The following is a 13,769-nucleotide window of genomic DNA, read 5'->3' as shown; positions in this document are numbered from 1 at the left end:
ATCGCTTCCTAAAGAACCTTCAGGCCGGAATCGCGGATCGTGTTGATCGCGCGCAGGCCCGCCGTGATACGTTGTTGCTGGTGCGCCTCGACCGCCTTGCGCGGATCGTCCGACAAGAGCAGCGCCACGGTTTCCTCATGCCGCGCAATCGAAAGCTCGAGGTTTTCATCGCTGGTCAGCCGCATGGCGATCAGATGGCCTCGCTGGACACGTTCGCGATAGCGTATGCCGGTTTCCGCAAGGTGCCGGTTCCCCGACAGCCGCAAAAGACCGCGGTGAAAGGCCTCGTCCGCATCGTTCCACGCCAGCGAATCCGCGCCGGCCAGCGCCCGCCTCATATCGGCACAGGCCCGCGACAGGGGTTCCAGCATGTCCTTGCCGGGCTTGCGTTCAGCGATCAGTTCGACCGCCGCGATTTCTAGCGCGCTGAGGACCTGATAGATCTCGCGCATGTCCTCCAAAGAAATCGGCGACACCCGGATACCCCGCCGGGGCAGGACCTCGACCAGTCCTTCGGCCTCAAGCAATAGCAGCGCCTCGCGTACCGGGGTCTTGCTCATCCCCAGTTGCTGGGCCTCTTGCACGTCGTCGATGAACTCACCGGCGGCAAAGACATTGGTCAGGATCTTTTCCTTGATCGCGGCATAGGCCTGATCCTTGCGCGACGGCTCTTTTCCGGCGCCATTGGCACCGGGCGGCCCCTGTTTTCCGGCTGCGGTGGTTGTCATGCGGTAGGCCCCTCGGCGCGGTTTAGCAGACGTTCTGCCCGCACCACGATGGGCAGGTCAATCATGCGCCCGTCAAGCTGGAAGGCTCCAACGCCCTCAGACTCGGCCTGCGCGGCAGCCTCGACGATCCGCCGGGCCATTGAAATCTCCTCTTGGGAGGGGGCGAAACCGCGGTTCAGAACCTCGACCTGGCGCGGGTGCACGGCAAAGCCGCCCTCGGATCCATAGGCCCTTGCACGCAGGACGGCAGCCTCGAACCGATCCATGTCGCTGAGGTTGGCGAGGGACTCTGGCACCACAAGTGACGCCATGTCATGGGCCCGCGCCGCCGACACCAGCCGCCGGGCGGTGTGATCCAGCAGGTCACGATCCAGAAGCGCGCCCATGTCGGCGACAAAATCCTCGACCCCCAAAGCGATAGCCCGAACCCGCGGCGCGGCACAAATCAGGTTGGCGTTCTCGACACCCTCGGCGCTTTCGATCAGCGGGACCACGAAGATCGGCGGGGCGGTCCGACCGCGCTCTGCCTCCAGTTCCGAAAGATACCCGTCAATCGCCCGCAGGATCGTGTCATCGCGGACGTCTGGCACCAACAGGGCTGTGACGCCTTCGATTGCGACCGCCTCGATATCAAGAAAGGGTGTGCGCCAGCCCATGTTGATCCGAACAAGGATGTCCAGCCCCGAACCTTGCAGGAATTCGACCGCAGGAGCGATCGCCGCACGGGCTTCGGCCTTGCGGTCGGGGACGACACTGGCTTCGAGGTCGAGGACGATGGCCTGCGCACCGCGCTTGGCCGCCTTTTCAAGGAACCGGGGTTCCGTTGCAGGAACGAAAAGACCAGACCGCCACATCACGCCACCCCTGCGTTCTTGAGCCATTCGGCACCGCGATCCACAAGACCCAACTCTTGCATGAACTCGGCATTGTGCTGACCGACCTCAGGCGCCGGAGCACGCACAGACCCCGGAGTCGCGCTAAGCCGCGGAAAGGGCGCATGCAGCGGCACCTGTCCAAGATCGGCATCGGGGTAATCCTCGACCACGCCACGGCCCCTGATATATTCGTGGTTCAGCAGTTGTTCCGGGTCGCCGATCGGGCCGACGGTAATGCCTTCCTCGGTGAAAAAAGCGATATTCTCGTCCAGCGTCCGCGCGGCGATGAAGCCGCCGATCACCTCGTCCAGTTCATCCGCGTGGCGCACGCGGTCGCTATTGGTGAGATAGCGCGGATCTTCGATCAAAGCCCCGTGGCCGATAGAGATCGCCAGTTTTTCCCACATGGATTGCATCGAAGCCGACAGCGCGAGGAACCGACCGTCCGACGTGGTGTAGACATTTCGGGGCGCGGCCACTTCGCTGCGGTTGCCTTCGCGTTGAGGCACGGTGCCGGTGGCAACATAGTTCGCCAGCCACGGGCCCAGCACGCTGAACAGCGGCTCGAACAGCGACAGGTCGATGACCTGTCCCTTGGACTTGCCGTCAAGCCGGGCATACAGGGCCGTCGACACGGCCCCGAAACCGGTTATGCCCGCGATCATATCCGCCAGCGCCAGAGGCGGCAGCAGGGGCGGACGATCCGGAAAGCCGGTCATCGCGGCAAATCCGGACAGGCCTTCGATCAGGCTGCCAAAACCGGGTTTCTGCGCATAGGGGCCTGTTTGCCCCCAACCGGACAGCCGCACCATGATCAATTCAGGGCGCCGCGCCAGCAGGTCATCCGGCCCCAGCCCCCACCGTTCCAGCGTCCCGGGCACGAAGTTCTCGACCAGCACATCCGCCGTGTCGATCAGCTTGAGCAGCAGTTCCTTGCCCTCGTCGCTCTTGAGGTTCAGCGTCACGCTTTTCTTCGAGCGCGCGTATTCCTTCCACCAGACCTGCGCATTACCAAAGTGGCGCAGGTCATCGCCCTTTCCGGGGCGCTCGATCTTGATGACCTCGGCGCCGAAATCGGCCAGCATATGGGTCAGCATGTTTCCGGCGGCAAGCCGCGTCAGGTCGACAACCCGGACCCCGTCAAGCGGTCCCGTTTCGTTTGGCTGATATTCGGCCATCGCTGAAAATCCTTCCTTGCAGCCCGATTGACTGCTCCCCACGCGGGGGAATGTGATGAGTGGATGCGCCGGGCGGGGCAGGTTTGCCCGGCATCGTCTGGGTCAGGGCAGGACCCGGTCCACGTCAGCGGACAGGGGGGGCGTGCCCTATGCGTCAGGGTGGAGGCACCACCTGCGGCCGTGCGGCGATACCTCCGGAAGCGCAGGCTTATTGCGCCTGCATCTTTTCGTACCAGGGTTGCAGATCCGGGAAGAGGGCGACCACATCCTTGGCCTTGGCTTCGAACGGCGCCTGATCGATTTCGATCACTTCCATGCCAAGCCGCTTGAGTTCTTCCAGCATGATCTCGCGCTCAGCCTTGACCTTGGCGCGGAACTCCGCCGCGGCGGCAAGGGCCGCACCGCGAATAGCGATCTGGTGCTCCTTGGGCATGGCCTGAAACTTCTTGTCGTTCATGATGAAGGTAAAACCGTTGGCCATGTGCGAGGTCAGGACCATGTATTTCTGCACTTCGTAGAGCTTTTGCGTCAGCGCCACCGCCACCGGGTTTTCCTGCGCCTCGATCACACCTTGCTGGAGCGCGGTGAACACCTCGGACCACGCCATCGGAGTCGGGCTGGCGCCGAAGGCCTTCCATGTTTCCAGACGTTCGGTGATCGGGGTCACGCGGATCTTCAGACCGGCAAGATCGTCGATGCTGTCCACGCGCTTGTTCGAGGTCAGCTCACGCGAGCCACGAAATAGATGCCCCATGACCCGAAAGTTGGCCTCGGACGCAAAGAGTTCCTTGATCTCGGTTCCGACGGGGCCGCTCCAGACCTCCATGTAATGATCGGCGTCTTTGAACAGGTAGGGCATGCTGTCCAGTCCGGCCGCCGGGTGATAGGCCGACAGCGCCCCCAGCGCGTCCATCGTGATGTCGACCGTTCCAAGCTGCACACCGTCCAGCGCCTCTTTGGCCTTGCCCAGCTGGCTGTTGGGAAAGACGCGCACGTTCAGCTCGCCATCGCTGAGATCCCCGGCCACACGGGCAAAGGTCAGGGCCGCCGCGTGAACGGGATCGTCGGTATTGGCGACATGGGCCAGTTTCAGACGTGTCTCGGCCAAGGCGGGCAGGGCCGTCAGCGCGGCGAATGCGGCGCCGAGCGCAAGTTTCATCACGGTTTTCATTTATTTCCTCCCTTTGGTTCAGAGCAGGCCGGGCAACCACAGGATGATCGCCGGGACATAGGTGATAATCATCAGGATCAGCAGCATCGTGCCGAGGAACGGCAGCGAGGCGATGGCAGCCTTGTCGATGGACACGCCGCCAATCTTGGCCGCAAGGTTAAGCACAATGCCCACCGGCGGCGTGATCAGCCCGATCAGAGCGTTGAAGATAAAGATGATACCGAAGTGGATCAGGTCGATGCCGAATTCCGGGACCACGGGCAACAGCACGGGCAGCAGGATCAGCATCGAGGCTTTCGGTTCCATAAAGGTGCCGATGAACAGGAAAAACACGTTCAAAAGCAACAGGATGACGTATTTATTTTCGGATACGCCCAGGATTGCGGTGGCCAGCGCCTGCGGCACTTCCAGCACCGTCAGAACCCAGGCAAAGATCAGCGCCGCGGCGGCCACGGACATCATCGTCCCGCATTTGACAGTGGCGACCATGAAGATGCCCGGCAGGTCTCGGACCCGCAATTCACGGTAGACGACCAACCCGACGAACAGGGTATAGACAACGGCCACGCAGGCTGCTTCGGTCACCGTGAATATTCCGCTGAGCAGCCCGATGATGATCAGGAAGGGCAGGGCGGCCGCCCAGACGCTGCCGGTGAAAGCTGTCCAGATCTGCGAAACACTGGCGCGGGGATGCGTCGGATACCCGCGCTTTTTCGAGATCAGGTAGCTGGTCAGCAACAACCCAAAGCCCAGCATCAGACCCGGCACATAGCCCGCAAGGAACAGTTTGGTGACCGAGACATTGGCGATTACCCCGTAAAGGATCATGCCGATCGATGGCGGGATCAGCGGGCCGCAGCAGGCAGATGTCGCGGTCAAAGCGACCGAGAAATCAGCGTCGTAGCCCTCTTTCTTCATCGCGGGGATGAGGATCGACCCGATCGAGGCGGTATCCGCCGTCGACGATCCGGACATGCCCCCGAAGAACATCGAGGAAACGACGTTCACCTGAGCCAAACCGCCGGCAATATGGCCGACAAGGGCGTTTGACAGGTTGATGATCCGCTGTGTGATGCCTGCGGTGTTCATCAGTTCACCCACCAGCAGGAAAAACGGGATGGCCATGAAGGCAAAGTTGTCGATCCCCGCGATCATGCGCTGCGGGACGACGACAAGCGGAATGCCAAGGTCCATAACCATGAGCGCCGCAACAGAGGCGATGCCCATCGAAAACGGTAGCGGCAGGCCGATGATCAGGGTGATGACCAGCGTTCCGAAAAGTACCCAGAGTTCCATCAGAAGCGGTCCCAATCCCGTTTGATCAGCAATTCGATCGAGAAAAGCAGCATCCCGAAGCCGGCAATCGGTGCGACCGCCTGGATGTAGCCCAGCGGAATGTTGAGCCCGATGGTGTTTTTCTTGAGTCCAAGCGTCGCCATCTGGGCCCCGTAGATCACAAGAATGCCCGCGAAAATGATGACCAGCGCCAGCCGTACCAGCGCCGCGATCACGCGAAATCCACCGTGGAAACGGTCGGCGATGAAATCGACGCAGATGTTGTCTTTTTGACGGATACCGATGGCCAGCCCCAGAAAGACCATCCAGATCATCGCGCTGCGCGCCAGTGGTTCGGCCCAGAAGGTCGGTGCGTTGAAGATGTAACGCATCATGACCTCGTAAAAGACGACCGAGATCATGATTGTGAACAGCGCAACTCCGACGAGTTTGAACGCCAGCTCTACGTATCCGCAGAGCTTGTAATATGCCGATAGCACCTCGGACCTCCTCCTTGTCCTTCGGTTATATCATCTGATATATCTACAGAAATTTATGCCTGTCAACGAAGATAAACCGCTGCGGTGCGGCATTGACCAGCCTGACAGAGGGCATAAAGAAAACCCCCTTACGATGTTGATAAATAGTTCTTTTTTCTTGCCAAAACGCCGCTTGGAGAAAGCACGGGTGCAGGATCAGATCGGCAAGCCGCTGCAAAAAACCGCTTTGGACGGGGCAACCACGGTCCACCCAAACCCTGCCGAACCCCCGATTCTACCGCCCTGACCGCCGGACAAACCCCTGCCGGGATCAGGTTGACCAAAGGTTTCGCGAAAGGCTGTCCACGTTTCAACGCGTCCTTAACCCCAGTTGAGCCAATTTCCCCGACACTTGCGGACTGCTTGAAGGGCCTCGACGGAATGAAACTGTATGGAACGCGCAAGCTCCATCGCGAGGCCATGCGGAGCCGGACGTTTCTGCCGGCATGGATTGCACTTGCTGCCTTTCTGCTGGCCTTTACCTTTGCAGAACAACAGAACCGCACCATTCACAAACAGGCCACCCGGGCCGAGGTCCAGAACGCCGCCGGGATCCTGCGATCCCAGCTGGAGGGCATTGTAAACGCCGACATTCAGCTGGTGCGCGGACTGATCGCCGCGATCGCGACAAATGTCGACATTTCACAACAAGAGTTCAACGAACTGGCCAATCGCGCAGTCGGTGACCGCCGCCACATCAAGAATATCGCCGTGGCGCCGGATCTTGTCGTGCGCATGGTCCACCCGTTCGAACCGAACAAGACGGTTCTTGGGCTGGATTACAACGTGAACGCCGCGCAGCGCGCTGCCGCCTTGCGCGTCCGCGACAGCGGGGAAATGGTGCTCGCCGGGCCGGTCAATCTGGTGCAGGGCGGCACCGGTTTTATCGGCCGGTTTCCGATCTTTGTCGACAACGGCGGGGTCGAGGACTTCTGGGGCATCGTGTCGGTCGTGATCGACGAATCCGCGGTTTATGCCAAGGCCGGCTTTACCGATCCGTCCCACGGACTGAAGCTCGCCCTTCGGGGGCGCGATGGCACCGGGGCCGCCGGCGGCGTATTCCATGGCGAGGAAACGGTCTTTTCCGACATGCCCATTCTTTTGGACATCTCCCTGCCCGAGGGGAGCTGGCAGATGGCGGCTATTCCGGCAGGCGGATGGAACGGCGTGCCGGACAACGCATGGACCCTGCGCGCCATCCTGATCGGCGTCGGCTTTCTTGTCATTGCGCCCACTTTCCTTGTCTGCCTGATCTCCTCGCACCGAAACTCTGTGATCGAGTTCCTGACCTGGCAAGAGGCCGAACTGAAGGAAAACCGCGAAACCCTGCAACGCCTTTCCATGGTGGCACAGAACGCCTCGGACAGCATTGTCGTCAGTCAGGCTGACGGGCGCATTTCATGGGTCAACCGGGCCTTTTCGGAAACCACTGGCTACAGCGCCGCCGAGGCGATCGGCAAGACACCTGCGGAGCTTTTGAACGGGCCAGCCACCGACCCGGACAAGATCGCTTTGATTCAGGATCACGTCACCAAGGGCAAGCGCCTGAGAACCGAAATCCTGAACTACACCAAATCCGGGGACAAGATCTGGGTCGAGACCCATCTTGTCCCCGTCCTTGATGAAATGGGCGACGTGTCCTTCACCATTGGTGTCGAACGCGACATTACCGCCGCAAAGGCGCATGAGATGGAACTGGCACGCGCCAAGAAGGCAGCGGAAAACGCCGACCGCGCCAAGTCAGAGTTTCTTGCCAACATGAGCCATGAGATCCGGACCCCCATGAACGGGATCATGGGCATGGCAGAGATCCTTGCCGAACGCCCCATGGCACAGGATTCCAAAGATCTTGTCCGTGTTATCCGCGACTCCGCCCAAGGATTGCTCCAGATCATCAATGACGTTCTGGACCTGTCGCGGCTCGAAGCTGGCAAGCTGGAAATCTCGGAACAGGACTTTGACCTGCACCGCTGCGTGCTGGACTCGGTGGACCTGATCCGCTCGGCGGCGCAGGACAAGGGATTGCGCCTGTCCGCCCAGTTGGCCGATGATCTGCCCGTCACGGTACGCGGGGACGATGGCCGCCTGCGACAGGTCCTGCTGAACCTTCTGGGCAACGCCGTCAAGTTCACCTCCGATGGGGGCGTAACACTGCATGTCAGACAGGCAGACGCCGTGCCGGGCAAGCTGATCTTCACTGTTGAAGACACGGGCATGGGCCTGACCGAAGAGCAAAAATCGCGTATTTTTGAACGGTTTTCGCAGGCGGATGCGGCGATCACGCGGAAATACGGCGGCACCGGCCTTGGGCTGACGATCTCGCGGCATCTGGCAGAGCAGATGGGCGGGGCCATCTCTGTCGAATCCGAAAACGGCAAAGGCAGCAGGTTTACCGTCGAAATCCAGACCCAACCGCCCCGCGGCGACGCGCTTGCCATTCATCCGAAAGAAGCAGTCGACATGGCCCTGCTGCGCGGTTCTCGCGTGCTGTTGGCCGAGGATAACAAGACCAATCGGATGCTGGTCCACAAGTTCCTTGCCGGCACAGGGGTGGAGCTTTGGAACGCGGAGGACGGCGAGGAAGCCGTCGAGATTTGTCAAAGGCTGCGCCCAGACCTCGTGCTGATGGATATGTCCATGCCCAAGCTTGACGGACTTGCCGCCACACGCAAGATCCGCACGTTGAACATCCCGCAACCCGGAATCGTTGCCCTGACCGCCAATGCTTTCGAAAGTGACCGCAATGCCTGCCTGAGTGCCGGCATGGACGATTTCCTGTCAAAGCCGCTGAGAAAAAAGACGCTGATCGAAACGATGACCGCACAACTGGCACGTCAGGCGCGGAACGCGGACAGGGACGCCAGCTAGATCGGGCAGGCGCCGCCCGTTTGGCGGCGCCTCCGAAGTTGCGGCTCAATAACGATAATTCACGAAGTCCAGCAAACCTTCGGCGCCATAACCCGGGTAGGCGGCTGTCAGGGCGTCAATGGCGTCCTTACCGTTCGCACTGGCCGAGATGACCTTCTCCTGAAAGGCAAGATAGGCAATCGCATCGTCCAACGCTCCGCGCGCGGCAGGCAGGCCATGGCCCGCGCCGATCACCTGAATCCCCTCTTTTTCGCGAAGCTCCTCCAGCGCTGCGATCCAGTTACCGGCCTGACCAAGCGGGAAAGCATGCGCATTTGCATAAAGCAGGTCCTGCGCGACCATGAGCCCGGCCTCGGGGAAATGGAAGGTCAGCGTGTTGGCCGCCTCTGCCTCTTTCACCTCGGCGATGGTGACATCGACGCCGTCCCATTGGGTCGCGCCCAATTGTAGCCCGCCCTGCGGCAGGTACAGCGCGGTTTCGTCACCAAACTGCTGTTTGCGATCCGCGTACATGCCTTGGCTGGCCTGCACATCGCCCAGCACCGCGTCCGAGGTCAGAAAAGGCAAATCAGCAAACTGCGCTCCGCCCAGCAAGTGATCAGGGTGGGCGTGGGAAAGGATGACCTGCCGCACCGGCTTGCCCAGACTGTTGGCATAGGCCCGGGCCTCGGCCGCAAAGCTCTGAAGGAACTGCACGTCGATGATATGCAGCTCATTCGCGGTTTCAATAATCTGTGTCGTCACAACAGCCGAGGCTTCGGCCGCCATGTAGCTGTGCAGGGTGACCGGGCCCAGCTTGTGGATCGTCACCGATCCTTGCATCGGCGTGCTGCGCTGGCTCTCGGCCCGGGCAGCTTGGCCCGAAAAGGCAAATCCAGTGCTGATTGCACCGGCGGTTGCCGCCAGTTTGATCATGTTGCGGCGGGACAGGGGCGTATCGACCATGAGGATCTCCTTGGGGTCATGTGATCGTTCGCCCCGCATTTAGCGTGGTCCAGCTTTGCACTTAACAGTTCTGTTGAAATGCATAATATTCACCAAATGAATATTAATTCGCTTGACCTGAACCTGCTGCGAGTCATGCACACCATGGCGCAGGAACGCAGCGTGTCCCGAACGGCCGACCGGCTGGGGCTGAGCCAACCGGCGGTCAGCAACGCGCTAAGACGCCTGCGTCAGACCTTCGGGGATGAACTGTACCTGCGCGGCAAAGGCGGGATGACCCCGACGCCCCGGGCCGAGGAACTGGCACGCCCCATCGCCGAGGCATTGTCCATCATCGAAACCGCGCTGATCGGGGACAACAGCTTTGACCCGTCGCGGATCGTCGAACCGATCACGATCACAAGCGCCGACGCCGAGATCCTGCTGCACGGCGCTGACATCCTGTCCGCCTTTCAGCGCGCGGGGTTTCGCGCGCCGGTCCAGTTCCTGCCCTTGGCACCCGGATATCGGTCCGACGAGCTGTGGCGCAACCGTCTGGCGATTGCGGTCACGACCATGCTGTATGCCCCCGAGGGGCTGAAACAGCGCAAGGCCTATGACGAGCATCTGGTTTGCCTGATGCGATCCGATCATGCGGCGGCGGGCGGTCTTGACCTTGAAACCTACCTAGATGCGGATCACCTGCTGGTCGCGCCTTTGGGTGGCGCGCCCTCTGGTTTTCTGGACGCAGCCCTGCGGGAGCAGGGCCTGTCACGCAACATCCGGTTGATCACGCATTCCTTCGGCTCGGCGGCCGAACTGGTGCGCGGCTCCGGGCTGATCGCGTCAATCCCCAGCCGCCAAGCCGCACGTCACGCACAGGACGAACGGCTGACCATTGCCCCGCTTCCGATCACCATCCCGTCCTACAGCACCCATCTGTTCTGGTCCGAGCGGTTTGACAATGATCCGGTCAACAAATGGTTGCGCAAGACGGTGCACGCGGCAATGACGACAGCGCATCAGGCCGGCACCGGGGCCAGCGGCACCGTCAGCGGATCGTAATTGTAAAGCCACTTGGCCCGGTCCGCCGAGGGATCTTTCTTGCCAAAGGCATCGCGGAACTCCTGATGGGTCTGAAAGTGGAACAGCTTGGCATGTTCCGTGGATTCGTTGACGATCCGGGCGGTCCGTTCGATCCGCGCGTTCTGGTAGGCGGCCAACGCCTCTGGCAGCGTCGCGACCTCATCCAGTGCCCGCATCAGAACGGCTCCGTCCTCGATCGCCATGACAGCCCCCTGTGCCATGTAGGGCAGGGTCGGATGCGCAGCATCGCCCAGCAGCGTCACCCGGTCAGTGGACCAGAAGGGCAACTTTGGCCGGTTGTTCAGCGCCCAGCAATAACAGGCATCGCGGTCGGCAAGGTCGATCATCGTTTGAACATCCGGGTGGAACCCCTCGAAATCGGCCTTGAGATCCTCCCAAGGGGCCTTGATCGTCCAACCCTCCTGCGTCCAGTCCGGCTTTTCCACGCACCCGACGAAGTTGAGGAACTTGCCCTGATGGACCCAGTAAACCACCATGTGTTTTTCCGGCCCCATCCAGTTGATAAAGATCTTTTCCATGAAATCGGCAGGCAGGCGATCCGCCGGGATCATCGCGCGCCAGGCCACGTTGCCGGTGAAATTGGCCGGTTCGACTCCGTGCATCCCGGACCGGACAATAGACTTGATCCCGTCAGCGCCGATCAGCAGATCCCCGGTTGCAGCACTGCCATCAGCAAAGCAAAGCGTGACGCCTTCGGAAGTCTCGGCATAGCTGGTGGCGGCCTTGCCCAGCTTGATCGCATCGGGCTTCAGCTCGCGCACGCGGTCGGCCAACAGACCGTGAATGTCCGGGCGGTAGACGTGGTAGTAGGGCGCGCCGAACTTCTTTTCATGCGCTTCGCCCAGCTTGATGGTTGCGACCACTTCGGCAGTGTCGTGCAAGCGAAATTCGGTCCGAAGGGGATGCACGGCAAGCTTGGCCAGCCGGTCCAGCACGCCGATGTGGCGCAGCACCTTGGTGGCATTGGCGCTGACCTGAATGCCTGCGCCGACCTCACCCAAGGCCGGAGCCTGTTCAAAGACGTCGACGTCATGGCCCGCTTGCAACAGGCAGGCCGCGGCGGTCAGGCCGCCCAGACCGGCGCCCGCGATGAGTATTTTCCGAGGTTGTGACATGTGTCTCTCCTTGACGAGGCTTCGCCGTTTTCTGGATGGGGGGGGGGGCATCTGCGGCGCGCGCACCAGCCCAGCCCGGTGCGCGTGGCCGCCCGGATTGCCGGTGTTGGTCCTGCGCGCCGCAGGTTGTGTTCAGGTCAGCCGTTCAGCTCAACCCAAGAGCCTGGGAACCGAGAGCGTGATCCATGGAACGCTGACCAAAAGCACAACGCGCAGGATGTCCGAGGCCATGAAGGGAATGACGCCCTTAAAGGTTTCGCGGATCGGAACATCGCGGGCCATCTGGTTGATGATAAAGACATTCATACCCACGGGCGGGGTAATCAGCCCCATCTCCACCACGATCAGAGCGATGATCCCGAACCAGATCTTCAGCTCTGTCTGGTCCATGCCGAAATCCATGCCCGACAGGATCGGCCAGAAGATCGGGATGGTCAGAAGGATCATCGACAGGCTGTCCATCACGCACCCCATGACAATGAACAGCAGCAACATCATGGTCAGCACCATGATCGGCGAAAACCCGGAAGAGGCAAACCAGTCGGCCAGCATGAAGGTCACCTGCGTCAGGGCAAGAAAGCCGTTCAGCATCTCGGCCCCCAGAAGGATCATGAAGATCGCCGCCGTGGTACCGATGGTGCCCAGCACCGCCTCTCGGAGATCCGGCCAGCGCAGCGACCCGCGCGCCCAGGCAAAAAGGCCGGTAAGAAAGGCACCGACGGCTGCCGCCTCTGTCGGGGTGAAAATGCCAAAATAGATGCCGCCGATGACAAGGCAAAAGATGAACAGCACCGGCCAGATGGCGCGCAGGGCGGCAAACCGTTCCGCGTAGGTCATGCGTGGCGCGGCTGGCCCGGCTTCGGGAAAGATGCGCACATAGATCGAGACCGCGAGGATATATCCGACCGCCGCAAGGATGCCGGGCAGGAATGCAGCCTGAAACATGGTGACGATGTTCACCTCGACGATGATCGCGTAGATCACAAGGATGATCGACGGCGGGATCAGAATGCCCAGCGTTCCGCCCGCGGCCAGCGCTCCTGTGGCCAGCGCACCGTTGTAGTTGTACCGGCGCAGTTCCGGCAGAGCGACCTTGCCCATGGTGGCGGCGGTGGCCAGCGACGAACCACAGATCGCGCCAAACCCGGCACAGCCCGCAATTGCCGCCATCGCCAGACCGCCCCTGCGGTGGCCCGTCCATGCGCGGGCGGCGGTGAACAGCTCTTGGCTGAGACCCGCCTTGGTGGCCAGTTGCCCCATCAGGATGAACAAGGGCACCACCGAGAGATCATAGGTGGTGAACCGCCAATAGGCCTGCGCGTTCATCATCGCCATCTGGGCGTCGAAACTGGTGAAGGCGATAAAGCCCACAGCCCCCACCAGCGCCATCGACAGGGCGATGGGCACCCGCAGTCCGATGAGGACGAAGAGAAAAAAGAAACCGGTTCCGGCAGCAGCTGTCCCGCTCATCCGAAGGCCCTCTTGAGATGCCGTCCCGTCGTGTAGCCGCACACGAGGACAGTCAGGAATGTCGACGCGATGATGACCGGAAAGGTCGACCACAGCGGAATCTGGAGAATCATGGTGCTGTCGCGGCCCAGCAGCATGTCCTGCAAACCGTGGTACAGGCGCCATGTCAGGACACCCATGAAGGCCCCGAACATCAGGCTGGCCAGTGCATCCAGCAAAGCCTTGCCACGTGCGGGCATCCCTTCGGTGGCGATGTCCACGATGACATGGGCGCCGACCAGCTGCGCGTAGGGCAGGGCCATGAAGACACCCAGCGAGGTGCCAATCTCGATCAGTTCGAAATCGCCGGGGATGGGCGTGCCCAGAAACCAGCGCGCGCAGATGCTGACCACCGTCGTCAGGGTGAGCGCGACGAAGATCATGCCACCCGCAAGACCGCAGTATGTGGCCAGCGCCGCAAGGATCCCGCTCCGATCCGGCAGGCTGGCTGCCGGATCGTCAGTTGTATCAAGGCCCATC

The 13,769-nt window shown here is 61.3% G+C and carries 12 protein-coding genes; 2 read left to right on the top strand and 10 right to left on the bottom strand.

The window, feature by feature from the left end; genetic code table 11:
• Window positions 1–8: 8 nt before the first annotated feature.
• From KJP30_RS17070 to KJP30_RS17045, 6 genes are all read right to left on the bottom strand, one after another.
• Window positions 9–728 (bottom strand): GntR family transcriptional regulator, encoded by a 720-nt coding sequence (locus KJP30_RS17070; RefSeq protein WP_218450544.1) that lies wholly within the window; start codon window positions 726–728, stop codon window positions 9–11.
• Window positions 725–1,609: an HpcH/HpaI aldolase/citrate lyase family protein gene (locus KJP30_RS17065; protein ID WP_218450543.1), complete on the bottom strand. Its 885-nt coding sequence runs from the start codon at window positions 1,607–1,609 to the stop codon at window positions 725–727. Before KJP30_RS17065 ends, KJP30_RS17070 begins: the two co-directional genes overlap by 4 nt.
• The gene (locus tag KJP30_RS17060) at window positions 1,582–2,781 is read right to left on the bottom strand and encodes a CaiB/BaiF CoA transferase family protein (protein WP_218450542.1); all 1,200 of its coding nucleotides are present in this window, start codon (window positions 2,779–2,781) and stop codon (window positions 1,582–1,584) included. The genes KJP30_RS17065 and KJP30_RS17060 overlap by 28 nt, the downstream gene beginning before the upstream one ends.
• Window positions 2,782–2,989: 208 nt before the next feature.
• On the bottom strand, window positions 2,990–3,940 hold the full coding sequence (locus tag KJP30_RS17055; RefSeq protein ID WP_218450541.1) for a TRAP transporter substrate-binding protein: 951 nt from the start codon (window positions 3,938–3,940) through the stop codon (window positions 2,990–2,992).
• Window positions 3,941–3,970: 30 nt separating this feature from the next.
• Entirely contained in the window at window positions 3,971–5,248 is a 1,278-nt protein-coding gene (locus KJP30_RS17050; protein WP_218450540.1) for a TRAP transporter large permease, read from the bottom strand.
• Entirely contained in the window at window positions 5,248–5,727 is a 480-nt protein-coding gene (locus KJP30_RS17045; protein WP_218450539.1) for a TRAP transporter small permease, read from the bottom strand. The genes KJP30_RS17050 and KJP30_RS17045 overlap by 1 nt, the downstream gene beginning before the upstream one ends.
• A 420-nt stretch (window positions 5,728–6,147) precedes the next feature.
• Between KJP30_RS17045 and KJP30_RS17040 the strand changes: the two genes are divergently transcribed.
• Window positions 6,148–8,634, top strand: a complete 2,487-nt coding sequence (locus KJP30_RS17040; RefSeq protein WP_246594592.1) for an ATP-binding protein — start codon at window positions 6,148–6,150, stop codon at window positions 8,632–8,634.
• A 45-nt stretch (window positions 8,635–8,679) separates the two neighbouring features.
• Here the strand turns inward: KJP30_RS17040 and KJP30_RS17035 are convergent, their stop codons facing one another.
• Complete coding sequence (locus tag KJP30_RS17035; RefSeq protein ID WP_218450538.1) at window positions 8,680–9,579, bottom strand: MBL fold metallo-hydrolase; 900 nt, start codon at window positions 9,577–9,579, stop codon at window positions 8,680–8,682.
• A gap of 96 nt (window positions 9,580–9,675) precedes the next feature.
• On the opposite strand from KJP30_RS17035, the gene KJP30_RS17030 reads away from it, so the two are divergent.
• Window positions 9,676–10,623: a LysR family transcriptional regulator gene (locus tag KJP30_RS17030; protein WP_218450537.1), complete on the top strand. Its 948-nt coding sequence runs from the start codon at window positions 9,676–9,678 to the stop codon at window positions 10,621–10,623.
• Here the strand turns inward: KJP30_RS17030 and KJP30_RS17025 are convergent.
• The 3 genes from KJP30_RS17025 to KJP30_RS17015 form a co-directional block, all read right to left on the bottom strand.
• Window positions 10,581–11,780, bottom strand: coding sequence for an FAD-dependent monooxygenase (locus tag KJP30_RS17025; protein WP_218450536.1), 1,200 nt, complete (start codon window positions 11,778–11,780; stop codon window positions 10,581–10,583). The genes KJP30_RS17030 and KJP30_RS17025 overlap by 43 nt on opposite strands.
• Window positions 11,781–11,930: 150 nt before the next feature.
• Window positions 11,931–13,250 (bottom strand): TRAP transporter large permease, encoded by a 1,320-nt coding sequence (locus KJP30_RS17020; protein ID WP_218450535.1) that lies wholly within the window; start codon window positions 13,248–13,250, stop codon window positions 11,931–11,933.
• The gene (locus KJP30_RS17015) at window positions 13,247–13,768 is read right to left on the bottom strand and encodes a TRAP transporter small permease (RefSeq protein WP_218450534.1); all 522 of its coding nucleotides are present in this window, start codon (window positions 13,766–13,768) and stop codon (window positions 13,247–13,249) included. The genes KJP30_RS17020 and KJP30_RS17015 overlap by 4 nt, the downstream gene beginning before the upstream one ends.
• Between the last annotated feature and the right edge of the window lies 1 nt (window position 13,769).

This window comes from Antarctobacter sediminis, assembly GCF_019218285.1.
GTDB lineage: Bacteria > Pseudomonadota > Alphaproteobacteria > Rhodobacterales > Rhodobacteraceae > Antarctobacter > Antarctobacter sediminis.
This window is presented reverse-complemented; position numbering and strand designations above follow the sequence as displayed.